Genomic DNA, 20,599 nt, shown 5'->3' on the forward strand with positions numbered 1-20,599 from the left:
GCGGCCATTGCTTTTAGCCGTACAGTCGCCAACTATTGGGCGCAATTGCAAAACTGCTTTGCAGGGAGGGGCGATGTACAAGGTTTATGGCGACTACCAGTCGGGTAACTGCTACAAGGTCAAGTTGATGTTGAGCCTGCTGGGCCGGCCGTACGAATGGCACCCGGTGGACATTCTCAAGGGCGAGACCGAAACGCCGGCGTTTCTGGCGATGAACCCCAATGGCAAGGTGCCGGTGCTGGAGCTGGAAGACGGCACTTACCTGTGGGAGTCCAACGCCATTCTCAATTTCCTGGCCGATGGCAGTACATTCCTGCCCAGCGAGCCGCGCCTGCGCACTCAGGTGTTGCAGTGGCAGTTCTTCGAGCAGTACAGCCACGAGCCGTACATTGCCGTGGCGCGTTTCATCCAGTTTTACCTGGGGCTGCCAGATGAGCGTATGGAGGAATACAAAAAGCTGCACAAGGGCGGCTACAAGGCCTTGAAGGTGATGGAACGCCAGTTGCAGATGACCCCGTACCTGGTCGGTGAGCAGTATTCGATTGCCGATGTGGCGTTGTATGCCTACACCCATGTGGCCCATCAGGGCGGGTTCGACCTGGCCGATTACCCTGCCGTTCGCGCCTGGCTGGCGCGGGTTGCCAGCCACTCGAGGCATGTGCCGATGGTGGGTTGACCGCTAACCTGTACCGGCCCCATCGCTGGCAAGCCAGCTCCCACAATCAATAAGTTGTGTATTGTTGTGTGGGAGCTGGCTTGCCGGCGATAGGGCCAGTGCAGGAAAGCTGAAACCTGTCAGGCCGAAGCAAACCGCTCATCCAGGTAGGCAATGATGGCCTTGGACTCATACATCCAGGTCACCTTGCCCGCTTCTTCAATGCGCAGGCACGGCACTTTCACCCGGCCGCCACCTTCTTGCAGGGCCTGGCGGTGCGCCGAGTCGTTCTTGGCATCACGCAGCGCCACCGGTACGTTCAGGCGGTGCAGGGTGCGGCGGGTCTTGACGCAGAACGGGCAGGCATGGAACTGGTACAGCGCCAGGCCCTTGGCCGCCTGGTCGACGCGGGCCTGGGCGGCGGCGTCGCGCTTGCGCTTGGCCGGGCGGCTGATCCAGTCTGCGAACACGATGACTTGGCCGAGGCCAACCCGCAGGGCTTTGACGATCATGGGCAACTCCTGAAATGCAAAAGCCGACCTGCAAGGGTCGGCTCGGGGTCTGCAGCCAATTACTTGATCAGGCTGAGGAACTCGCTGCGGGTGGCGGCGTTGTCGCGGAATTCGCCCAGCATCACCGAGGTGATCATGGTCGAGTTCTGTTTTTCCACACCGCGCATCATCATGCACATGTGCTTGGCTTCGATCACCACGGCCACGCCGGCGGCACCGGTAACCTGCTGGATAGCCTCGGCCACCTGGCGGCTGAGGTTTTCCTGAATTTGCAGGCGGCGGGCGAACATGTCGACGATGCGCGCGACCTTCGACAGGCCCAGCACCTTGCCTTTGGGCAGGTAGGCCACGTGCGCCTTGCCGATGAACGGCAGCATGTGGTGTTCGCACATCGAATACAGCTCGATGTCCCGGACCAGTACCATTTCGCTGTTGTCAGAGCTGAACAACGCGTTGTTGGTCACTTCTTCCAGTGTTTGCTCATAACCGCGGCAAAGGTACTTCATCGCCTTTGCAGCCCGCTTGGGCGTGTCGAGCAGGCCCTCGCGGGAGACGTCCTCGCCAAGCTGGCTGAGGATCTCGGTGTAGTTCTGTTCCAGGGACATGGATCTACCTTGGGAAAAAATCGCAAAAACGAAGGTTACGGCGGCGCGCGCGGCGCTGCAAGCGCGGCGTTACTCGTCGCGGCCTTCGAGCATGGTTCGCTTGAGCATCACATACACGGCACCGGTGCCGCCATGGCGGGCACTGCACGAGGCAAAGCCGAGCACCTGCGGGTGCTGGCGCAGCCAGGTGTTGACGTGGCTTTTGATCATCGGCCGCTTGCCGTCCAGGCGCGCAGCCTTGCCATGGGTCACGCGCACGCAGCGCACTTCCAGCTTGGTGGCTTCGGCGATGAAGGCCCACAAGGTTTCGCGGGCCTTCTCCACGGTCATGCCATGCAGGTCGAGGCTGCCCTCGAACGGGATCTGCCCCAGTTTCAGCTTGCGCAGTTGGGTTTCCTGCACGCCGTCGCGGCGCCACATCAGTTCGTCTTCGGCGCCCACGTCGATCACGAACTGGTCAGACATACCGTCGATGACCAGCGCCTTGTCACTGCGAACGGTCGCCGCCTGGCGCAGGCCGGCCAGCTGCTGGCGGTCGGCCTTGGGCTTGCCGACTTCGGCGCGGTCGTGGCGGATCGGCTTTACGCCGCGCACTTCGGCCTTGAACAGGGAAAAATCGTCGTCTTGCATGGTGCCTCCACGTGGGCGGCGTAGTTTACGCGACTGTGGGGGCTTTATGCAGCCAAACAAAACCCTCAATCATGCTTCTTCATCAGGTGCGGCGACAGGTTCAGCTCACGCCCGCGCCGCAGGCGAATGCGGCTGCGCCGCCACAAGCGCACGCCCAGCCACAGCAGCAGCAAACCAGCCACGGTAACGATGCTGGACAACGTCTTGTTGGCATTGAGTTCCTGCAGGGCAGGGTAGTTGCCGAGCAGGCCAGCGATGCCGGCCATGGCCAGCAGTACGCCCAGGGTCGCCAGCAGGGCGGACAGCCCGGCCGCCAGGCGGGCGCCCCAATTACGCGGTTGGCGCGGGCGCAGGCGCTTGGCGTCGAAACTGCCTTTGAGCTTCATTCCGCTCTCCTCTGTGGATATCCGGAATTCGACCTGCCGCCGCCCCTTGGGTTCCGCCCGGCAGCCGGGCGGTCGTGCCAGGGCCTCAGATCAGGCTGGCGGTAGGGGCCACGCAGGCGAAGTTGTCGGCCATCACGGCCATTTCGCACTGGTGAATCTGCGCGGCCGGTATAACCCCGTCCTTGAACGCCAGGTCGCGGGTTGCCGAAGCGTCTTCTACCAGTGTGCACCGGTAACCATAGTCTTTGGCGCGGCGCACGGTGGTGCTGACGCTGGAATGGCTCATGAAACCGCACACGATCAGGTCCAGGTGCCCCAGTTCCTGCAGCGTTTCGTGCAGCTTGGTGTTCTTGAAGGCATTGGGCATGCGTTTTTCGATGACGATTTCGCCCTCCAGCGGCTCCAGCCCTGGAATGAACTGGCCAGCGGGCCCCTGTGGGTCGAAACGGCCACCCACCGTGCCCAGGTGGCGAACATGGATGATCGGACGGCCGCTTTTGCGCGCGGCGTCGAGCAACCTGGCGATGTTGGCCACGGCCTCGTCCATGCCCGACAACTGCAGGGGCCCACTGAGGTACTCCTTTTGCGCATCGATGATGATCAGGCTGGCGTGGCTCAGCTTGGCCGGCGGGTAATCGCGGCCAGTGAGGCGGAACATCGTGGTTGGAACGGACATCAAGGGCTCCTTGGTAGGGCTTTTGTGCACCTATTCTCCCCTGCATTGGCGCCAATGGGAATGGTTGACAACGCAAGTGGCATGGTTACTGGCCTGTGGCTAGCCCGGCAACGCTGCGATGGAACAAATCTGTGCCCCAGGCTGTTAGACTTTTGTCCGTTCTGAATTAGGAGTACCCCGTGATCACATCCCGCCTGCGCACCCTGCGCGACTACATCCGCTGGGCAGTCAGCCGCTTCCATGAGCATGACCTGTTCTTCGGCCATGGTGCCGACAATGCCTGGGACGAAGCCCGTCTGCTGGTGCTGGGTGCGGTGCACCTGCCATGGGAGGTGGCCGACAGCTACCTGGACTGCATGCTCGAAGACGATGAGCGGGTGCGCCTGCAGCACCTGCTCAAGCGCCGTATCGAAGAGCGCGTGCCAACTGCCTACCTGTTGGGCGAGGCCTGGTTCTGCGGCATGTCGTTCATTGTCGACGAGCGCGTGCTGGTGCCGCGCTCACCCATTGGCGAGCTGATCGAAAAGCGCTTCGAGCCGTGGTTGGCCAACGAGCCGGCACGCATTCTGGACCTGTGCACCGGTTCGGGCTGCATCGGCATCGTCGCCGCCGACGTGTTCCCCGAGGCCGAAGTGGTGCTGGCCGACCTGTCGTTCCAGGCCCTTGAAGTGGCCAACCAGAACATCGAGCGCCACGGCCTGGACGCCCGTGTGTACACCGTGCAGGGCGACGGTTTTGCCGGCTTGCCGGGGCAGCGCTTCGACCTGATCCTGTCCAATCCGCCATACGTCGACGCTGAGGACTTCGACGACATGCCGGCCGAGTACCACCACGAGCCGGAGCTGGGCCTGGCCTGTGGCAATGATGGCCTGGACCTGGTGCGGCGCATGCTGGCCGAAGCGGCCGACCACCTCACCGAAAAAGGCTTGCTGATTGTCGAAGTGGGCAACAGCCAGGTGCATGTGGAGGCGCTGTACCCCGAGGTAGACTTTGCCTGGCTGGAGTTCGAGCGCGGCGGGCATGGGGTGTTCATGCTGACCGCTGAGCAGTGCCGCCAGCACCAGGAGCTGTTCAAGGGCCGCGTCTGATTCCGAGCGGGGCTGCTTTGCAGCCCATTCGCGGGCACGCCCGCTCCCACAGGTATATCACCGGTCCATGTGGGGGCGGGCAAGCCCGCGAAACAGGCAACGCGGTCTTAACGGGTTGCAATCCAGATCAGCAGCCCCGCCTGAAACACCGCAAACGCCACCAGGCACGTAATGGTAAAGCGCAGCCCGCCATCTTCACGCTGGTACTTGGCCACCCGCTCATCACGCTCGCGCAGCTGTGCGTCTTTTTCCTGCAACTGCTGGTCTGCCTGCTGCAGCAAACTGGCCGCATCAAGGATAGCCACCCGTTGCAGCCGTTCATTGCTCCAGGCTGCTTTCAACTGCCCCACAGGCATTTCCACGGTGCGGCCTTTCAGGTGTTGGGCGTCTTCGTACTCCACCTCGATGCCCACCCCACGCAGGCAGTGGTCACGGCGCAGGCGCGAGTCTTCGTTAAGGGCGTCCTTGTTCGGCAAGGGCATGCCCTCGACCTGGTAATGCGACCATTTGCGCTGCAACCACTGCGCGGCCTGGGCCAGCAGGAAGCGGCCGATGCCGCGGTTGACCGGCTCCAGCTGCAAGCCCTGGGCGTTGCCGATACGCACCCGGCGTTCGGCATGGTCCACGCGGATGTCCAGGCGGTTCTGTTCCTTGTGTACCTTCTGCCCAGGCAGCTGGATCTCCATGCGCAGCAGGCTGTGGGCCTTGTCATGGCGCTCGGCATAGCCGAACTGCACAAAGCGCAGCGGCCGGGCGCCGGTGCTGCGGTCGGTGGGCAGCGCGGCCAGGCGCAATAGCTGGAAGTGTTCGACCGGCAGGTCGGCCCAGGGCTGGGCGGGGTTGTCCTGGGGCTCTTCGGCCGGCTCTGCGGCGGCGGGGGCAATGGTCATCGGGGCTGGTCCTCGGCTATGCCTGCTGTATCGGCAGGCAGGCCGCAGACCTGAGGCCGTTGCCTCAGGCCGAAGGCAAATGCTGGATGAAGGTCACGATTCGCTCACCCAGTTCGCGGGCCAGGGGCAACTCAGGGTTGAGGTAGCTGTCGCGTTGCTGGCTCATGTCTTTGGGGCTGATACGCAGCATGTGGTTCATGCCGTCGATCAACACCAACTGCGCATCCGGCTTGGCTGCCTTGAGCCGTTCGGCGTCGGCCACGTCCACCTGCACATCGTTGCGCCCTTGCACGATCAGCGCCGGCATCGGCAGGCGGGCGAAGGCGGCGGCGGGGTTTTGCCGGAACAGGGTAATCAGGTAGGGCTGCACACTAGGGCGGAACACCTGGCGCAGCGGTGCCGGCACGTCCAGGCTGGTTTGCCCGGCCTGCAGGCGGTCGAGCAGGGCGCTGCCACCGGCCAGTTGCGCCGGCGGCAGGCGCTGGGCCAGCTGCTCGCGCAACACGTCGGCCATTGGCCGGCCGCTGCCGGCCAGGGTAATCACGGCGCTGGCCCCGGCCTGTTCGGCGGCCAGGCTGGCAATCAGCGCACCTTCACTGTGGCCGATCAGGATCAGCGGGCCAAAGCGCGGGTCGGCCTTGAGCTTGTGGCTCCAGGCGACCACGTCGGCCACATAGCGCTCCACGCTCAGGTCCCGCTCATCGGGTGCGGCAGGCTGGCTGGCAGCCACGCCACGCTTGTCGTAGCGCACGCTGGCAATGTGTTCGTTGGCCAGCAGCAGGGCCAGGCGCTTGAGGTTGTCGACCCTGCCCGAGGCCGGGTTGTTGCCGTCACGGTCGGTAGGGCCAGAGCCGGCAATGATCAGCACCACCGGCGGCGGTGTGGCTTGCTGCGGCAGCAGCAAACTGCCGTGCAGCACGCCCTGGCCGGTGTCGAGGTCGATGGGGCGTTGCAGCACGGTGGGGGCGGCGGCCTGGGCCAGGCCGGTACACAGCAAGAGGAACAGGGCGACAAGGCGCGACATCATGCGGTACTACATGGGGAGATGTGCGTTTGACCCAGTGTTTTGGGGAAGGTTCTGGGGGCTTGGCAGGTTTGGCCTCTTCGCGGGCATGCCCGCTCCCATAGGGGGCGATATCTGTGGAAGCGGGCGTGCCCGCGAAAGGGCCAGCACAGGCGATCAAACCATCTGTATACTGCCGCTTTCGTCCATTTCAGGCAGATCTCGCGGAGCGTCCATGTCCGGCAATACCTACGGCAAGCTGTTCACTGTCACCACCGCTGGCGAAAGCCACGGCCCGGCGTTGGTCGCCATTGTCGACGGGTGCCCACCGGGCCTGGAAATTTCCCTCGCCGACCTCCAGCACGACCTGGACCGGCGCAAGCCCGGCACCAGCCGGCACACCACCCAGCGCCAGGAAGCCGACGAGGTGGAGATTCTGTCCGGCGTATTCGAAGGGCGCACCACCGGTTGCTCGATCGGCCTGTTGATCCGCAACACCGACCAGAAGTCCAAGGACTACTCCGCTATCAAGGACCTGTTCCGCCCGGCCCACGCCGACTACACCTACCACCACAAGTACGGCCTGCGCGATTACCGCGGCGGCGGCCGCAGCTCGGCCCGCGAAACCGCCATGCGCGTGGCCGCCGGTGCCATCGCCAAGAAGTTCCTGGCCAGCCAGGGCATCACCGTGCGCGGCTACATGAGCCAGCTGGGGCCGATCGAAATCCCGTTCAAAACCTGGGAATCGGTGGAGCAGAACGCCTTCTTCAGCCCCGACCCAGGCAAGGTGCCGGAGCTGGAGGCGTACATGGACCAACTGCGCCGGGACCAGGATTCGGTGGGCGCCAAAATTACCGTGGTTGCCGAAGGCGTGATGCCTGGCCTGGGCGAGCCGATTTTCGACCGCCTCGACGCCGAACTGGCCCACGCACTGATGAGCATCAACGCGGTCAAGGGCGTTGAAATCGGCGCCGGTTTCGCCAGCGTGGCCCAGCGGGGCACCGAGCACCGTGACGAGCTGACCCCTGAGGGCTTCCTCAGCAACAATGCCGGCGGCATTCTGGGTGGCATTTCCTCGGGGCAGCCCATCGTGGCCCACCTGGCGCTGAAGCCGACGTCCAGCATCACCATCCCGGGGCGTTCCATCGACGTGGATGGCAACCCGGTCGAGGTGATCACCAAAGGCCGCCACGACCCGTGCGTGGGTATTCGTGCCACGCCGATCGCCGAAGCGATGATGGCCATTGCCCTGATGGACCACCTGCTGCGCCACCGTGCACAAAATGCCGATGTGCAGGTGACTACCCCGGTGCTGGGCCAGCGCTGATCTGCCTGCACCGGCCCCATCGCTGGCAAGCCAGCTCCCACAGGGTCACCACAAACCAGAACATTGTGGGCCACCTGTGTGAGCTGGCTTGCCAGCCGTCGGGCCGCTACAGGCCCCCAACAAGGCCGCCCCATGCAACCCATCCCTTACTGGCGCCTGTCCAGCTTCTACCTGTTCTATTTCGCCCTGCTCGGTTCCACCGCGCCGTTCCTGGCCCTGTACTTCGACCACCTGGGCTTTAGCCCGGCGCGCATCGGCGAGCTGGTGGCCATCCCTATGCTGATGCGCTGCATTGCCCCCAACCTGTGGGGCTGGCTGGGCGACCGCAGTGGTCAGCGCCTGCTGATCGTGCGCCTGGGGGCGCTGTGCACGCTGGCCAGCTTCTCCCTGGTGTTCTTCGGTAAAAGCTACGCCTGGCTGGCGCTGGTAATGGCCCTGCATGCGTTCTTCTGGCACGCGGTACTGCCGCAGTTCGAGGTCATCACCCTGGCCCACCTGCATGGGCAAACGGCACGCTACAGCCAGGTGCGCCTGTGGGGCTCGATCGGCTTCATCCTCACCGTGGTGGGGTTGGGCCGTGTATTCGAGTGGCTGAGCCTGGACATCTACCCGCTGGCGCTGGTCATCATCATGGGCGGTATCGTCGCCGCCAGCCTGTGGGTGCCCAATGCCCAGCCGGTGGAGCAGGGCGAGCGCAGCGCTGCCGGCGGCTTCCTGCGCCAACTGCGTGCGCCCGGTGTGATCGCCTTCTATGCCTGCGTGGCGCTGATGCAGCTCAGCCACGGCCCGTACTACACCTTCCTTACCCTGCACCTGGAACACCTGGGCTACAGCCGTGGCGCCATCGGTTTGCTGTGGGCACTGGGGGTGGTGGCCGAGGTGTTGATGTTCATGTGCATGAGCCGCCTGTTCGCCCGTTTCAGCGTGCAGCGTGTGTTGCTGGCCAGTTTCCTGCTGGCCGCCGTGCGCTGGCTGCTGTTGGGCAATTTGGCGGCCGAACCGGCGGTGCTGGTTTTCGCCCAGCTGCTGCATGCGGCCACGTTCGGCTGTTTCCACGCCGCCAGCATCGCGTTCGTGCAGGCCAGCTTCGGCGCTCGCCAGCAGGGCCAGGGCCAGGCCTTCTACGCCGCGCTGTCGGGTACCGGCGGCGCATTGGGGGCGTTGTATTCGGGCTACAGCTGGAAACTGCTGGGGCCCAGCTTCACCTTTGGTATGGCCAGTGCCGCAGCCTTGGCTGCAGCCGTTATCATTGGCCTTTGTTCGCAACCGACCAGGACCCGCCCCTGATGAGCATTCTCAGCGTTTTCCACACCGCCAGCCCGGCATTGCCGCACAAGGTGTTGACCCACCACGATGACATCGCCGCAACCCTGGCTGAACACGGCGTTCGTTTAGAACATGCCGAACCTGGTGTGCGGGTGCGCCCGGGCAGTGCGCAGGACGAGGTGTTGGCGGCGTGCCGCGCGTACCTGGACCAGCTGATGACCGCGCAGGGCAGCAAGGCATTCGTACTGCTCAACCGTGACGGCCAGGACCCCGCGCAGGTTGATGTGCGCGATGAACACGTGCATGACGCCGACGAGGTTTTCGCCGTGATCAGCGGGCGCGCGCAGGTGGGGCTGCGGGTGGGCGAGTGGGTGTATTCGGTGTTGTGCGAGAAGGGGGATCAATTGCACGTGCCGGCTGGCACGCGGCGCTGGGTGGAGCTGGGTGAGGCGCCGTTCTGCCTGGCCTTGCGTTTGTACGGCAGCGAGCAGGGTGCGCAAGCGAGGTTTACCGGGGATGTGAGTGCGCGGGCATTTCTGGGCATCGACGAGTTGTAATGCCTGCACCGGCCTCTTCGCGGGTAAACCCGATCCTACACGTGGCATCACGCATTCAGTGTAGGAGCGGGTTTACCCGCGAAGAGGCCCGTTCAGGCAGCACGACACTCAGCGGTAGGTCGGCAAGGCAAACCGTTGCTGGCTCTGCAGCATCGAGATCACCGGCAGCTCACTGGCCTGTTCAGCCAGGTCACGGCGGATGGCACTGATGGCCCACGACAGCTGCTCGGCGCTGTGCATTTGCCCATAGGTCAGTACGCGTCGGGTCACTTTGCCATCAGCCGCACGCAGGGTCAGCAGCACGCCGCCGTCCGGGCGAGCCTGGGTGGTCACTTCGTAGGCCGAAAATACCGAGACGAATTTTTGCTGAATAAGGTCCATAGCAACTCCTGGCTGTTGTGTGGCAGACATGAGTAGGTAGTTGCAGTGACCGTGCCAGAATCTGAATTCATGAAAAGTCCTTTAAATTCAGTGGCTTGCAATGATTTTGCAGAAGCGCTTCCGTGCAGCTTGCAAGGTCGTGCATTTTGCACAGTGCAATTTGCACGAAGCGGGCGGTGGCTATCGGCGCAATAGAATATGAACCTTTGACCGCAATTGCGTGCCTGACAAACACTTGGGCAATCATTTACGCAAGGAGGTTCCCGATGACCAGCCAAGCCGCACACGCCACCATGACCGATGACGAAACCGCAGCCTTTGCCGAGCAGGTGTTTGAACGGGCCCGCCAGGGCGATGCCGAGATGCTCGAGCGCTTGCTCGCCAGCGGCCTGCCGGCCAACCTGCGTAACCACAAAGGGGACACCCTGCTCATGCTGGCCAGTTACCACGGTCACCATGACGCAGTGCGTGTGCTGCTGGCCCACGGCGCCGACCCGCTGATTGCCAACGACAACGGCCAGTTGCCGATAGCCGGTGCCGCCTTCAAGGGCGACCTGGCAATGATCCGCCTTTTGCTCGAGCACGGCGTGCCGGTAGACGCAGCGGCCCAGGATGGGCGCACGGCGCTGATGCTGGCGGCCATGTTCAACCGCTGCGAGATACTCGATTACCTGTTGGCCGAGGGCGCCGACCCGGCGCGCCAGGACGCCCGCGGGGCCACCGCGCTGATGGCCGCGCGCACCATGGGCGCGGTGGATACCGCAGCACGCCTGCAAGTGCAGGCCGGCTAACGGCCTGGGGGCATTTGCGGCTATCCTTGGCGACTTTCACCCGCCGCAGGCCCCCCTCATGAAAACTCAGTTGCTCGAATTCATCAGCCTCATTGGCGCTGGCTGCATGCGCGAGGCCGACATCGAGCGCATCGCCGACGAGGCCGCCCAGGCTTACGCCGACCCGGCCGCGTTCCTTGCCGCCAACCCTGATATCAACTACGACGACACCTTCCCGATCCCGCTGGGCGAATGGGTGGTGCTGGGCAGCCTGCCGGACACCGTGGTGTTCCAGGCCGACAGCTACCAGGCGCTGTTCCAGCAGATCAGCGACTCGTTCGACAACAGCGTGCCGTTCACCCTCAAGCCCAAACAACTGGCCCGCACCGAGCCGCTGACTGCCTTGAACCGCATTCAGGTGCAGATGGGCGCGCTGAACAAGGAGGCTGGCGGTTATGTGCTGCTGAACTTCAGCCAATTGCTGGATGACGAGCTGCAGATGGTGATGGTGGGCCAGCACGACCTGGCGCGGGTGCTGGAACTGGGCGCCGAGCTGGGGATCAAGGTCGAGCCAGCCCTTGAAGCGCTGAAAGTTGCCGTGCATGCCTGAGGGCCTGTACAGCCAACCCAAAACTTCAGCCCAGCGCGGTATCCAGAAACATCATGACCGCAAACCCACCCATCAACCCTAGGGTCGCCGCCGTCTGGTGCCCATTGCGGTGTGTTTCGGGAATCACTTCGTGGCTGACCACGAAGATCATCGCCCCGGCCGCCAGGCCCATGCTGATGGGGTAGGCGAGGGCGAAGCCGGTCGAGATACCCAGCCCGATCACCGCACCCAGCGGTTCCATCAGCCCCGAACCAATGGCCACCAGTGCAGCCTTGAAGTTCGACAAGCCGGTAGCGCGCAAGGCCAGCGCCACGGCCAGGCCTTCGGGGATGTCCTGGATGGCAATGGCGCTGGTCAGCGGCAGGCCGATGTTCAGATCGCCGTTGGCAAAGCTCACGCCAATCGCCATGCCCTCCGGCAGGTTGTGCAAGGTAATCGCCAGCACGAACAGCCACACCCGGTTGATGCGCTCGGCATCGGGGCCACACGGGCCGGTGCTTTCATGCTCGTGCGGGGTGAAGCGGTCCAGGCCCAGCATCAGTAGCACGCCCAGGCCCATGCCCAGTACCACGGTGAACGCCGCCGCCGGGCCGCTGCCGGTGATTTCGCGGGCGGCGTCCAGCCCCGGCAGAATCAGCGAAAACGAACTGGCTGCCAGCATCATGCCGGCGGCGAAGCCCAGCATCACGTCCTGGGTGCGTGCGCTCACATCGCGCAGCACCACCGCCAGCACTGCCCCCAGTGCCGTGGCGCCGAACCCCGACAACCCGCCCAGCAGCGCCAGGTGCAGGTTGTCGGCATGGTCGCCGTTCACCGCGTTCCAGAAGCTGGCCGCCAGCAATGCACAAACCGCCAGCAGGCTCAGCGCCAGCCCGGCGCTGAGCCACGGGGCATTCACGACCTGTTGGCGCCAGGCGTTGCGCAGCGAGGGTGGGGTAGGGCTTTGGGACTGTGCGACGGGCATGCGGACCTCGGTTCAATGGCTGCTGGCAGTTTACTCAGGGACCTGCCGCCACCGCCAAGGATTCCCTTCTATTGCCGTGATAGCTGACTATGCTGTGCAGCACAGCCTCTGAAAGGGAGTCAAAGCATGGGGTCGACATTCAACAGCCTGGTTGGGCTGATCATTCTGGCGCTGGACATCTGGGCCATCCTCAACGTGATCAAGAGCGGCAGCGAGGTGGGCAGCAAGGTGTTGTGGATTTTGCTGATCGCACTGCTGCCCGTGGTGGGCCTGGTGATCTGGGCCATCGCCGGGCCGCGGGGGAATGTGCGGATCTGAATGCCTGTGCTGGCCCTATCGCCGGCAAGCCGGCTCCCACAGGCCCCCACAATGCCTGGGGCTGTGGAGACCCTGTGGGAGCCGGCTTGCCGGCGATAGGGCCGGAACAGACAAAAGCGGCAACACCCGCGTGACAAAATTTTCACATTGGTTTAAACAGAATCCGCACCCGCACAATGCTGCGTTGGCCCAGTGCCAACGCCCTCTTCGCAACCCGCAATCCTAGGACCTTCCCATTCATGGCTAACACGGACGCCTTGAAGCAACGGGGCGCGCGAGCACCGTTCTCGCCGACCCTGAAATCCCACCTGGCCTACACGCTGCTCAGCGGCCTGGTGATCATGCTGATGCTCAGCCTCGTGCGCCTGGCGCTGTTGGTCTACAACAGCGATATGGTCGGCGACACCCCTTACTCCACCGTCGCCGAAGGCTTCGTCAACGGCTTGCGCTTCGACCTGCGGGTGGTGGTGTACCTCAGCATTCCGCTGTTGCTGGCCATGCTCAGCCCGTGGGCCATGGCCCGGCGAGGGGTGTTCCGTTTCTGGCTGACACTCACCTCCAGCGTGGTGATGTTCCTTGGCCTGATGGAAATGGACTTCTACCGCGAGTTCCACCAGCGCCTCAACGGCCTGGTCTTCCAGTACATCAAGGAAGACCCGAAAACCGTACTGAGCATGCTCTGGTACGGCTTCCCGGTGGTGCGCTACCTGTTGGCCTGGGCTTTCGGCACCTGGCTGCTGAGCCTGCTGTTCAAGGGCATCGACCGCATCACCCGGGGCCAGGGAGCACAACGCGTGGCGCCGTGGTACAACCGCCTGGCCGTGTTCATGGTGGTCTTGCTGGTGGCCGTGGTCGCCGCCCGTGGCACGCTGCGCCAAGGCCCGCCGATGCGCTGGGGCGATGCGTTCACCACCGACTCCAACTTCGTCAACCAGCTGGGCCTGAACGGCACCCTGACCCTGATCGACGCCGCCAAGAGCCGCTTCGGCGAAGACCGCGCCAACATCTGGAAGCCGGTACTGGAGCAGGGCCTGGCCACCGAAACCGTGCGCAAGCAATTGCTGACCCCGAACGACACCCTGGTCGATGCCGACGAAGCTGCCGTGCGCCGCGACTTCCTGCCGCCGGCCGAGCGCACCCTGGCGGTCAAGAACGTGGTGGTGATCCTGATGGAAAGCTTTGCCGGCCACTCGGTCGGTGCGCTGGGTAGCCCGAACAACATCACCCCGTACTTCGACAAGCTGGCCAAAGAGGGCCTGCTGTTCGACCGCTTCTTCTCCAACGGCACGCACACCCACCAGGGCATGTTCGCCACCATGGCCTGCTTCCCCAACCTGCCGGGCTTCGAGTACCTGATGCAAACCCCGGAAGGCGGCCACAAGCTGTCGGGCCTGCCAGCCCTGCTCAGCGCCCGTGACTACGACGACGTCTACGTCTACAACGGCGATTTCGCCTGGGACAACCAGTCCGGGTTCTTCGGCAACCAGGGCATGACCACCTTCATTGGCCGTAACGACTTCGTCAACCCGGTGTTCTCCGACCCGACCTGGGGCGTGTCCGACCAGGACATGTTCGACCGCGGCAACGAGGAGCTGGCCAAGCACGATGGCAAGAAGCCGATCTATGCGTTGCTGCAGACCCTGTCCAACCACACGCCGTATGCGCTGCCCAAAGACCTGCCCGTCGAGAAGGTGACCGGCCAGGGCCGCCTGGACGAGCACCTGACCGCCATGCGTTATTCGGACTGGGCGCTGGGCCAGTTCTTCGAGAAGGCGCGCAAAGAGCCGTACTTCAAGGACACCCTGTTCGTGATCGTTGGCGACCACGGTTTCGGCAACCACCAGCAGGTCACCGAGCTGGACCTGGGCCGTTTCAATGTGCCGCTGCTGCTGATTGCCCCGGGCATTCAGGAGAAGTTCGGTGCGGTCAACCACACCGTGGGCACCCAGGTCGACATCGTGCCGACCATCATGGGCCGCCTGGGTGGCAAGGCCCGCCACCAGTGCTGGGGGCGCGACCTGCTCAACCTGCCTGAGGGCGACCAGGGCGTGGGCATGATCAAGCCGTCGGGCAGCGAACAGATCGTCGGCCTGGTACAGGGCGACCGCATTCTGATCGAGTCCAAGGACATGACCCCGCGCATGTACCGCTACCAGTTGGGCAGCGAGTTCAAGGCCGAGCTGATCGAAAGCCCCGACCAGCCGCAATTGCTCAAGCAGCTTGAAGCGTACATCCAGACCGCCACCAAGAGCCTGCTGGACAACACCGCCGGTGTGGTGCACGGCACGCCGAAGTAAAAGCTGGCGGGGTCAACCCGCTGCCACAGTGGCTGCGCCAGCCTCGAGTTGGCGCTACCCCTGTGGGCGGCCCTGGGTCGCGATGGGGGCCCCACGTTTCGGCGCCTGCCGCTTTCATCCTACTGAACATTCTCCCTGCCCCAAGGTCAGTTGTTCAGGCGCAACACACACCCTGTGTTCCTTGACTCAGAGGGTCCGTTAGATGAAAGAGTGGGAAGTCATTTTTGCCGACCAGAAGGGCGAACCGTCCACTCTGGTGTTGAAAGCCGAGCATCGTCCTAGCGAGGAAGAGGCGGCGAGGGCCATTCGTTCTCACCTGTTTCCGGTAATGGCCGAGCTGGACCTCAACGACTTCCAGGACCGCAGCATTTCCCCCACCGCACGCTGGCTGCGTGAGCACAGCGGCGTAATGATCAAAAGCATTGAGGAACAGCCCTAACCCATACGTTTGCGTGGTGCCTTGGCAGGCGCTACGCTGTCAGCAGGTGCTCGCCTATTATGCGGGCTGGCACCGCATACATTCGCGTCTTGCATCAGCTCGTACTGCCCGGCCGCTGCCGGCAGGTGCGCAGTAGCACGGAAAGTCTATCCATTGCATTATTCAGGAGGACGTTTCATGAGCAGCCAGAACGACGATATCAGCAGCAACGTCCTGCGCCAGATGAAAGCAGGCGGTTTCGACTTCACCCAGATCCACCCCATCGAGTTCTATGCCGTATTCCCCGACGAAGCCGGGGCGCGCCGTGCTGCCAGGCAGTTTCGCGGCGAATCGCTCAATGCCCAGGTGAAGGAGGGCGACGGTGGCTGGCACCTGGAACTGAGCAAGGTCATGTATGCCACCTATTGTGGGATTGGCGACTTTGAAGAGGCCTTCGAGCAGTTGGTGACGCCCTATGGCGGCGAGGTGGAGGGTTGGGGGGTCAAGCACGAGCGGCTCACGGCCTAGCAGCCCTGCGTGGCCATCATCTCAGGCACACCCGCGCCAGGCAGGGGCGGGTTTACCCTAAGCAGCCACTAACGCTTGCGCTTGGCCATATGCTGCAGATAGCCCAGTAGCGCATCCAGCTCCTTGTCGCTCAGCACGCTTTCGGCAAAGCCCGGCATCTTCGCCTGTGGCCACTGCCGCAGGCTTTGCGGGTCGCGGATCAACATGCGCAAATAACCCGGCTGAAAATACTCGGTAGGGTTGTGCGGCACATTCAAGTCCGGCCCAACCTGCGCATCCCCCGCACCGTTCAGGCGGTGGCAGGCCATGCAGTTTTGCTGGAACAGGGCAAAGCCCTGGCGTACCGGGCTGTCGGCGGGTAGCGTCGGGTCGGGCAGCAGTGCCGGGTACCGCTGCGCTACCGGGGCGAGCTGGCGCAAGGTGGCGATCTGGAACGGCCATTGCTCCGGGCGTATACCGCCGGCCTGCGCTGCTGTCCACACCAGGTAGAACGGCCCAGCGCTAGGTTTGCCTGCACCCAGCGGTGGCCAAGGCTGGTTGGGGTCTTCCACGGCCAGCCAGGCCTGTGCCGGGCCTTTCTGCAACAGCGGCGCAGCGGGCATTTCTGCGGCAAAACCGTCCAGCGCCACCGCCTGCAGGTGGTCGCTGGCGGTAACGCCAGGCAACAGCGCAGCCAACGGCACCGCCCGGTACTGCATGGGGCGTTTGTAGGCTACGTCCTGCTCGATGCGGATGTTCTGCGCTTGCGGGTGGCTGAGCAGTTCTTCGCTGCTCCACTGGCGCTGGGTAGCGCCGAGTTCAAGGTGCAGTTGTGCCGCCGACAGTGGCAGGCTCAGCAGCAGCGCAAGCAGGGCAAGGCAATGGCGCATGGGTACACTCCGACCAGAGAGGCCAGCAGGTTACCTGCGCACTGCCCGTAGACGCCACTGCTGTAGTCAGCCGAACAACCGTGTCAGGTTCGGCACGATCAGCAGCAATGTGGTGGCGAATAAAATAAGCCCGGCTTGGCGTATTTTCGAATGTCTGAACATGGCGGACCGCCTTCTTGTTGTTATTCCTGAGTACCCGTTGGCTTCCTTGTCGCGCTTCGGGTCGATCGCAGTAGCGTGGTGTGGCGCCTTTACTGCCTGCCTTTTGTTAGTGGATATACAACCAACAGTAGGGCGTGCGTTATCCATGTTCGAGAACTCTTTGTTCTAATTGTCGAGATTTTGAGGCCTCATGGCTATGAGGCCATGTGCCATCTCGCTAGCATGCTCTCGCTAGACGGTGGCGCAGCCATCCATGGCGCGCCGACAAAATGTGACCGTTCGTCAGTGCCGCCTACTTGCTTGTACGTGCCTTTCGCGTCAGGCTCTACAGCAGATTCCCACCCATGTCGTTCAGGACTAATCCTATGTCGTTACGCATCTGCATCCTTGAGACCGATGTTCTGCGGCCGGAATTGACGGCGCAATACCAGGGCTACGGCAGGATGTTCGAGCAGCTGTTCTCGCGGCAGCCGATTGCCGCAGAGTTTCGTGTGTATAACGTGATGAACGGCGATTACCCCGCCGACAGCGAAGTGTTCGATGCCTACCTGGTCACGGGCAGCAAGGCAGACTCGTTTGGTACCGATGCCTGGATCCAGACGCTCAAGGCCTACCTGTTGAAGCTTTACGCGCGTGGCGAGAAATTGCTGGGTGTGTGTTTTGGCCACCAGCTGCTGGCGTTGACCCTGGGTGGCAAGGCCGAGCGGGCCGACAAGGGCTGGGGCGTGGGCATTCACCGCTACTCGCTGGCGGCGCACGCCCCGTGGATGGACCCTGAGGTGTCGGAGCTGACCTTGCTGATCAGCCACCAGGACCAGGTGACCGAACTGCCGGAAGGCGCCACGGTCATTGCCTCCAGCGATTTCTGCCCGAATGCGGCGTATCACATCCGTGACCAGGTGCTGTGCTTCCAGGGCCACCCGGAGTTTGTCCACGACTACTCCCGCGCGCTGCTCGATGCGCGCCAGGAATACCTGGGTGACGAGGTGTACCAGAAGGCGGTGGCCAGCCTGGCCAGCGAGCACCAGGGCGACCTGGTGGGCGAGTGGATGTTGCGGTTCATCCAGCAGCCGGTCAGCAAACACGACGCGGCGTAATGGCCGGGGCTGCTGCACAGCAGCCCGATCGTGCCCCACGGCCGCCCCGGGGCTCAGCGCCCCATCATGTCCCGGACCATGCGCTGCTGCTCCATGATCTCGCGTTGGCGCTGGTCAATCTGCGAAGCCAGCGGGAAATTCCCGCCGGCCCGGCGCTTGGCGTAATCCAGCTGCTGGATCGCCTGGTCAAAGTCCCCCACCAAGGTGAAGTACTCTGCCCGCGCCCGGTGCAAGCCTATGGTATTGCCCGACAAACCGCGCACCTCGGCCATGTCGTACCACACGTCCGGATCATCCGGCCGGCTTTTCACCAGCTCGTCCAGCACTTTCTCGGCTTCGGCAGGCTTGTTCAGCTTCACCAGCAAATCGGCGCGCACCTGTTTCAGCGGGTAGTTGCCGGGGTATAGCTGCTGCATGCGCTCGGCGCGCTGCTGGGCATCGGCCAGGCGGTTGTTGGTGATGTCCAGGTCAATCTGCGCCAGGTTGTAGGTGATGTCGTTGGGCGCCTTGGCCAGTAGCGGCTTGAGCATTTCCCACGCTTCGTTCAGCTGGCCGCCCTTGATCTGCGCCAGGGCCAGGCCATAGCGTGCAGCATCGAGTTTGGGGTCTTCGTCGAGCTGGGCACGGAAGCGCTTGGCCGCCAGCCCCGGGGTGCCTTCATAGATAAGCGCCACGCGGGCGCGAATCAGCTGGTAGCGTGCGCTGTCTTCGATACCGCCCGGTGGCGCCTGGTCGGCGCGGTTGCGGGTGTCGGCGATCCGCGACTCGGTCACCGGGTGAGTCAGCAGAAATTCCGGTGGCTTGGCGTCATAGCGATACTGGCGGGCCAGGCGCTCGAACATGGTTGGCATGTTGCGTGGGTCGTAGCCGGCCTTTTCCAGGTTCAGGATGCCGATGCGGTCCGCTTCCTGCTCATTTTGCCGCGAGAACCGGCGCTGCTCCTGAATGGCCGCTGCCTGGGTGCCGGCGATCATGCCGATGCCGGCGTCGCCAGCGCCCCCCGCCGCCAGTACGATCCCGGCCAGCAGCGCTGCCATCATCGGCAGTTGCATGCGTTGCTGGGCCTCTACGCCGCGGGCGAAGTGGCGTTGCGACAAGTGCGCCAATTCGTGCGCCAGCACCGAGGCATATTCGCCTTCCGTCTGTGCGTTGAGGAACAGCCCGCCGTTGACCCCCACAATGCCCCCGGGCGCAGCGAAGGCGTTGAGCTCGCGGCTGTCGATGAGGATGAACTCCAGGCGCCGGTCCTGCAGCTGGCTGGTCTCGGCCAGCTTGTACACGCTGGTTTCGACATAGTCCTTGAGTTGCGGGTCGTTGAGCTGGTTGACCTGGCCGCGCAACAGGCTCAGCCAGGCGCGGCCGAGCTGGTGTTCCTGCTGCGGCGAAACGATCGCGGAGCTGGCGTCACCCAGTGATGGCAGGTCGTCAGCATGGCCGGGGAGGGCCAACAGGCAGGCCAGCGTCAGCAGGGTAGGGCGCAGTAGTTTCATGCACGAAGCTCGCGTCGGTGTCAAAGATAGCTACTGTAGCGGGCTCACACGTTGGCGACCAGTGGCGCTATCCTAGGCAGCCCTGCCAACAAGCAGTCTGGCAATGCCTTTGGAGACCCTGCGATGAGTGACACCCTGACCTGCGACGCCGTACTCGACGCCAGCGGGCTGAATTGCCCTTTGCCGCTGCTCAAGGCCAAGATGGAGCTCAACCGCCTGGCCAGCGGCGCGGTGCTCAAGGTGATCGCCACCGACACCGGCTCGCAGCGCGACTTCCGCACTTTCGCCACGTTGGCCGGTCATACCCTGCTGCAGGAAACGGCTGAGGCCGGCACCTACACCTACTGGCTGCGCAAGGCCTGAGTCTTTACCAAGGATCGTCAATGTTCAAAGTGCTTCGCGACTGGGTGCAGCGCTACTTCTCCGATGAAGAGGCGGTGGTGCTGGCGGTCTTGCTGTTCCTGGCGTTCACGGCCGTGCTGACCCTGGGTGGCATGCTCGCGCCGGTGCTGGCGGGCATGGTGCTGGCGTTCCTCATGCAAGGCCTGGTCAATGCCCTAGAGCGCTTGCGGGTGCCCACGCGGTTGGCAGTGATGCTGGTATTTGCCCTGTTCATGGGGGCGCTGGCGCTGTTCATGCTGGTGTTGGTGCCGCTGTTGTGGCACCAGCTGATCACCCTGTTCAACGAGCTACCGGGCATGCTCGGCAAGTGGCAGTCGTTGTTGCTGTTGTTGCCCGAGCGCTACCCGCACCTGGTGTCGGACGAGCAGGTGCTGCATGCCATCGAATCGGTGCGCGGTGAAATCGGCAAGTTTGGCCAATGGGCGCTGACCTTCTCGCTGTCCAGCCTGCCATTGCTGGTCAATGCCATGATCTACCTGGTGCTGGTGCCGATCCTGGTGTTCTTCTTCCTCAAGGACCGCGAACTCATCGGCCGCTGGGTCAGTGGCTACCTGCCACGCCAGCGCACCCTGCTGAACCGGGTGGGTAGCGAGATGAACCGGCAGATCGCCAACTACATCCGTGGCAAGGGCATCGAGATTCTGATCTGCGGCATTGCCACCTACATCGCGTTCATCAGCCTCGGGCTCAATTATGCC

At 63.6% G+C, this 20,599-nt stretch carries 26 protein-coding genes; 14 read left to right on the top strand and 12 right to left on the bottom strand.

The genetic code is table 11. The features are described from left to right. Window positions 1-73: 73 nt before the first annotated feature. The gene (locus tag APH30_RS05160; RefSeq protein WP_054911866.1) at window positions 74-676 is read left to right on the top strand and encodes a glutathione S-transferase family protein; all 603 of its coding nucleotides are present in this window, start codon (window positions 74-76) and stop codon (window positions 674-676) included. A gap of 119 nt (window positions 677-795) precedes the next feature. On the opposite strand, the gene APH30_RS05165 is transcribed toward APH30_RS05160, so the two are convergent. From APH30_RS05165 to APH30_RS05185, 5 genes are all read right to left on the bottom strand, one after another. After that, complete coding sequence (locus APH30_RS05165; protein WP_009683233.1) at window positions 796-1,167, bottom strand: glutaredoxin; 372 nt, start codon at window positions 1,165-1,167, stop codon at window positions 796-798. 59 nt (window positions 1,168-1,226) lie between these two features. Beyond that, entirely contained in the window at window positions 1,227-1,772 is a 546-nt protein-coding gene (gene folE / locus APH30_RS05170) for a GTP cyclohydrolase I FolE (RefSeq protein ID WP_054911867.1), read from the bottom strand. Window positions 1,773-1,841: 69 nt separating this feature from the next. After that, the gene (locus APH30_RS05175; protein ID WP_009683235.1) at window positions 1,842-2,402 is read right to left on the bottom strand and encodes a Smr/MutS family protein; all 561 of its coding nucleotides are present in this window, start codon (window positions 2,400-2,402) and stop codon (window positions 1,842-1,844) included. Between the two features lie 65 nt (window positions 2,403-2,467). Then, on the bottom strand, window positions 2,468-2,788 hold the full coding sequence (locus tag APH30_RS05180; RefSeq protein WP_054911868.1) for a hypothetical protein: 321 nt from the start codon (window positions 2,786-2,788) through the stop codon (window positions 2,468-2,470). Window positions 2,789-2,873: 85 nt separating this feature from the next. Beyond that, window positions 2,874-3,464, bottom strand: coding sequence for a cysteine hydrolase family protein (locus APH30_RS05185; protein ID WP_009683237.1), 591 nt, complete (start codon window positions 3,462-3,464; stop codon window positions 2,874-2,876). Window positions 3,465-3,643: 179 nt separating this feature from the next. Between APH30_RS05185 and prmB the strand changes: the two genes are divergently transcribed. Then, entirely contained in the window at window positions 3,644-4,552 is a 909-nt protein-coding gene (gene prmB, locus APH30_RS05190) for a 50S ribosomal protein L3 N(5)-glutamine methyltransferase (RefSeq protein ID WP_009683238.1), read from the top strand. Window positions 4,553-4,659: 107 nt separating this feature from the next. Here the strand turns inward: prmB and APH30_RS05195 are convergent, their stop codons facing one another. Together APH30_RS05195 and APH30_RS05200 are read right to left on the bottom strand one after the other, a co-directional pair. Beyond that, window positions 4,660-5,442 (bottom strand): hypothetical protein, encoded by a 783-nt coding sequence (locus APH30_RS05195; RefSeq protein ID WP_009683239.1) that lies wholly within the window; start codon window positions 5,440-5,442, stop codon window positions 4,660-4,662. A 64-nt stretch (window positions 5,443-5,506) separates the two neighbouring features. Next, window positions 5,507-6,469 (bottom strand): alpha/beta hydrolase, encoded by a 963-nt coding sequence (locus tag APH30_RS05200; protein ID WP_054890590.1) that lies wholly within the window; start codon window positions 6,467-6,469, stop codon window positions 5,507-5,509. Window positions 6,470-6,680: 211 nt separating this feature from the next. Between APH30_RS05200 and aroC the strand changes: the two genes are divergently transcribed. The 3 genes from aroC to APH30_RS05215 all read left to right on the top strand — a co-directional run bounded on the left by aroC (window position 6,681) and on the right by APH30_RS05215 (window position 9,595). Beyond that, window positions 6,681-7,772 (top strand): chorismate synthase, encoded by a 1,092-nt coding sequence (gene aroC / locus APH30_RS05205; RefSeq protein ID WP_054911869.1) that lies wholly within the window; start codon window positions 6,681-6,683, stop codon window positions 7,770-7,772. A gap of 132 nt (window positions 7,773-7,904) precedes the next feature. After that, window positions 7,905-9,059 carry an MFS transporter gene (locus tag APH30_RS05210; RefSeq protein WP_054911870.1) on the top strand — a complete coding sequence of 385 codons (1,155 nt, stop codon included), beginning with the start codon at window positions 7,905-7,907 and terminating at the stop codon, window positions 9,057-9,059. Further along, window positions 9,059-9,595 (top strand): oxidase, encoded by a 537-nt coding sequence (locus APH30_RS05215; protein WP_054911871.1) that lies wholly within the window; start codon window positions 9,059-9,061, stop codon window positions 9,593-9,595. Before APH30_RS05210 ends, APH30_RS05215 begins: the two co-directional genes overlap by 1 nt. 108 nt (window positions 9,596-9,703) lie before the next feature. Here APH30_RS05215 and APH30_RS05220 read toward each other — a convergent pair whose 3' ends face one another. Continuing rightward, a complete protein-coding gene (locus APH30_RS05220; protein WP_054890614.1) occupies window positions 9,704-9,976 on the bottom strand; it encodes a DUF3509 domain-containing protein in 273 nt (90 codons plus the stop codon). A gap of 266 nt (window positions 9,977-10,242) precedes the next feature. On the opposite strand from APH30_RS05220, the gene APH30_RS05225 reads away from it, so the two are divergent. Continuing rightward, window positions 10,243-10,767 carry an ankyrin repeat domain-containing protein gene (locus APH30_RS05225; RefSeq protein WP_054911872.1) on the top strand — a complete coding sequence of 175 codons (525 nt, stop codon included), beginning with the start codon at window positions 10,243-10,245 and terminating at the stop codon, window positions 10,765-10,767. 58 nt (window positions 10,768-10,825) lie between these two features. Beyond that, on the top strand, window positions 10,826-11,356 hold the full coding sequence (locus APH30_RS05230; RefSeq protein WP_009683248.1) for a hypothetical protein: 531 nt from the start codon (window positions 10,826-10,828) through the stop codon (window positions 11,354-11,356). 25 nt (window positions 11,357-11,381) lie between these two features. Here the strand turns inward: APH30_RS05230 and APH30_RS05235 are convergent, their stop codons facing one another. Further along, window positions 11,382-12,320, bottom strand: a complete 939-nt coding sequence (locus APH30_RS05235; protein ID WP_054911873.1) for a ZIP family metal transporter — start codon at window positions 12,318-12,320, stop codon at window positions 11,382-11,384. Window positions 12,321-12,446: 126 nt separating this feature from the next. Between APH30_RS05235 and APH30_RS05240 the strand changes: the two genes are divergently transcribed. The 4 genes from APH30_RS05240 to APH30_RS05255 all read left to right on the top strand — a co-directional run bounded on the left by APH30_RS05240 (window position 12,447) and on the right by APH30_RS05255 (window position 15,881). Beyond that, the gene (locus APH30_RS05240; RefSeq protein ID WP_009683250.1) at window positions 12,447-12,638 is read left to right on the top strand and encodes a PLDc N-terminal domain-containing protein; all 192 of its coding nucleotides are present in this window, start codon (window positions 12,447-12,449) and stop codon (window positions 12,636-12,638) included. Between the two features lie 239 nt (window positions 12,639-12,877). After that, window positions 12,878-14,935 carry an LTA synthase family protein gene (locus APH30_RS05245; protein ID WP_054911874.1) on the top strand — a complete coding sequence of 686 codons (2,058 nt, stop codon included), beginning with the start codon at window positions 12,878-12,880 and terminating at the stop codon, window positions 14,933-14,935. Between the two features lie 202 nt (window positions 14,936-15,137). Further along, complete coding sequence (locus APH30_RS05250; RefSeq protein WP_009682021.1) at window positions 15,138-15,374, top strand: hypothetical protein; 237 nt, start codon at window positions 15,138-15,140, stop codon at window positions 15,372-15,374. A gap of 177 nt (window positions 15,375-15,551) precedes the next feature. Further along, window positions 15,552-15,881 carry a ribonuclease E inhibitor RraB gene (locus APH30_RS05255; RefSeq protein ID WP_054881731.1) on the top strand — a complete coding sequence of 110 codons (330 nt, stop codon included), beginning with the start codon at window positions 15,552-15,554 and terminating at the stop codon, window positions 15,879-15,881. A 68-nt stretch (window positions 15,882-15,949) separates the two neighbouring features. On the opposite strand, the gene APH30_RS05260 is transcribed toward APH30_RS05255, so the two are convergent. Both APH30_RS05260 and APH30_RS28620 read right to left on the bottom strand, forming a co-directional pair. Next, window positions 15,950-16,750, bottom strand: a complete 801-nt coding sequence (locus APH30_RS05260; protein ID WP_054911875.1) for a cytochrome c — start codon at window positions 16,748-16,750, stop codon at window positions 15,950-15,952. A 66-nt stretch (window positions 16,751-16,816) separates the two neighbouring features. Beyond that, a complete protein-coding gene (locus tag APH30_RS28620) occupies window positions 16,817-17,059 on the bottom strand; it encodes a hypothetical protein (RefSeq protein WP_125854757.1) in 243 nt (80 codons plus the stop codon). Window positions 17,060-17,277: 218 nt separating this feature from the next. On the opposite strand from APH30_RS28620, the gene APH30_RS05265 reads away from it, so the two are divergent. Then, window positions 17,278-18,009, top strand: coding sequence for an amidotransferase (locus tag APH30_RS05265; protein ID WP_029887109.1), 732 nt, complete (start codon window positions 17,278-17,280; stop codon window positions 18,007-18,009). Between the two features lie 53 nt (window positions 18,010-18,062). On the opposite strand, the gene APH30_RS05270 is transcribed toward APH30_RS05265, so the two are convergent. Continuing rightward, on the bottom strand, window positions 18,063-19,499 hold the full coding sequence (locus APH30_RS05270; RefSeq protein WP_054911876.1) for a M48 family metalloprotease: 1,437 nt from the start codon (window positions 19,497-19,499) through the stop codon (window positions 18,063-18,065). A gap of 123 nt (window positions 19,500-19,622) precedes the next feature. Here APH30_RS05270 and APH30_RS05275 point away from each other — a divergent pair, with 123 nt between their 5' ends. Together APH30_RS05275 and APH30_RS05280 are read left to right on the top strand one after the other, a co-directional pair. Next, window positions 19,623-19,862 carry a sulfurtransferase TusA family protein gene (locus APH30_RS05275; RefSeq protein WP_009682015.1) on the top strand — a complete coding sequence of 80 codons (240 nt, stop codon included), beginning with the start codon at window positions 19,623-19,625 and terminating at the stop codon, window positions 19,860-19,862. Window positions 19,863-19,882: 20 nt separating this feature from the next. Beyond that, the coding region (locus tag APH30_RS05280; RefSeq protein ID WP_054911877.1) for an AI-2E family transporter at window positions 19,883-20,599 on the top strand (717 nt) is incomplete at its 3' end.

Origin of the sequence: Pseudomonas sp. NBRC 111127 (assembly GCF_001320345.1) — a bacterium.
GTDB lineage: Bacteria > Pseudomonadota > Gammaproteobacteria > Pseudomonadales > Pseudomonadaceae > Aquipseudomonas > Aquipseudomonas juntendi.

Excerpts from the sequence above, each read along its gene's own strand:
- APH30_RS05185 (WP_009683237.1), bottom strand. The coding sequence starts at position 3,464 with ATGTCCGTTCCAACCACGATGTTCCGCCTCACTGGCCGCGATTACCCG.
- APH30_RS05195 (WP_009683239.1), bottom strand. The coding sequence starts at position 5,442 with ATGACCATTGCCCCCGCCGCCGCAGAGCCGGCCGAAGAGCCCCAGGAC.
- APH30_RS05260 (WP_054911875.1), bottom strand. The coding sequence starts at position 16,750 with ATGCGCCATTGCCTTGCCCTGCTTGCGCTGCTGCTGAGCCTGCCACTG.
- APH30_RS05255 (WP_054881731.1), top strand. The coding sequence starts at position 15,552 with ATGAGCAGCCAGAACGACGATATCAGCAGCAACGTCCTGCGCCAGATG.
- APH30_RS05235 (WP_054911873.1), bottom strand. The coding sequence starts at position 12,320 with ATGCCCGTCGCACAGTCCCAAAGCCCTACCCCACCCTCGCTGCGCAAC.
- APH30_RS05270 (WP_054911876.1), bottom strand. The coding sequence starts at position 19,499 with ATGAAACTACTGCGCCCTACCCTGCTGACGCTGGCCTGCCTGTTGGCC.
- APH30_RS05165 (WP_009683233.1), bottom strand. The coding sequence starts at position 1,167 with ATGATCGTCAAAGCCCTGCGGGTTGGCCTCGGCCAAGTCATCGTGTTC.
- APH30_RS05240 (WP_009683250.1), top strand. The coding sequence starts at position 12,447 with ATGGGGTCGACATTCAACAGCCTGGTTGGGCTGATCATTCTGGCGCTG.
- folE (WP_054911867.1), bottom strand. The coding sequence starts at position 1,772 with ATGTCCCTGGAACAGAACTACACCGAGATCCTCAGCCAGCTTGGCGAG.
- APH30_RS05200 (WP_054890590.1), bottom strand. The coding sequence starts at position 6,469 with ATGATGTCGCGCCTTGTCGCCCTGTTCCTCTTGCTGTGTACCGGCCTG.
- APH30_RS05180 (WP_054911868.1), bottom strand. The coding sequence starts at position 2,788 with ATGAAGCTCAAAGGCAGTTTCGACGCCAAGCGCCTGCGCCCGCGCCAA.
- APH30_RS28620 (WP_125854757.1), bottom strand. The coding sequence starts at position 17,059 with ATGGATAACGCACGCCCTACTGTTGGTTGTATATCCACTAACAAAAGG.
- APH30_RS05245 (WP_054911874.1), top strand. The coding sequence starts at position 12,878 with ATGGCTAACACGGACGCCTTGAAGCAACGGGGCGCGCGAGCACCGTTC.
- APH30_RS05230 (WP_009683248.1), top strand. The coding sequence starts at position 10,826 with ATGAAAACTCAGTTGCTCGAATTCATCAGCCTCATTGGCGCTGGCTGC.
- APH30_RS05265 (WP_029887109.1), top strand. The coding sequence starts at position 17,278 with ATGTCGTTACGCATCTGCATCCTTGAGACCGATGTTCTGCGGCCGGAA.
- APH30_RS05275 (WP_009682015.1), top strand. The coding sequence starts at position 19,623 with ATGAGTGACACCCTGACCTGCGACGCCGTACTCGACGCCAGCGGGCTG.
- APH30_RS05250 (WP_009682021.1), top strand. The coding sequence starts at position 15,138 with ATGAAAGAGTGGGAAGTCATTTTTGCCGACCAGAAGGGCGAACCGTCC.
- APH30_RS05220 (WP_054890614.1), bottom strand. The coding sequence starts at position 9,976 with ATGGACCTTATTCAGCAAAAATTCGTCTCGGTATTTTCGGCCTACGAA.
- aroC (WP_054911869.1), top strand. The coding sequence starts at position 6,681 with ATGTCCGGCAATACCTACGGCAAGCTGTTCACTGTCACCACCGCTGGC.
- APH30_RS05160 (WP_054911866.1), top strand. The coding sequence starts at position 74 with ATGTACAAGGTTTATGGCGACTACCAGTCGGGTAACTGCTACAAGGTC.
- APH30_RS05210 (WP_054911870.1), top strand. The coding sequence starts at position 7,905 with ATGCAACCCATCCCTTACTGGCGCCTGTCCAGCTTCTACCTGTTCTAT.
- APH30_RS05215 (WP_054911871.1), top strand. The coding sequence starts at position 9,059 with ATGAGCATTCTCAGCGTTTTCCACACCGCCAGCCCGGCATTGCCGCAC.
- APH30_RS05225 (WP_054911872.1), top strand. The coding sequence starts at position 10,243 with ATGACCAGCCAAGCCGCACACGCCACCATGACCGATGACGAAACCGCA.
- APH30_RS05175 (WP_009683235.1), bottom strand. The coding sequence starts at position 2,402 with ATGCAAGACGACGATTTTTCCCTGTTCAAGGCCGAAGTGCGCGGCGTA.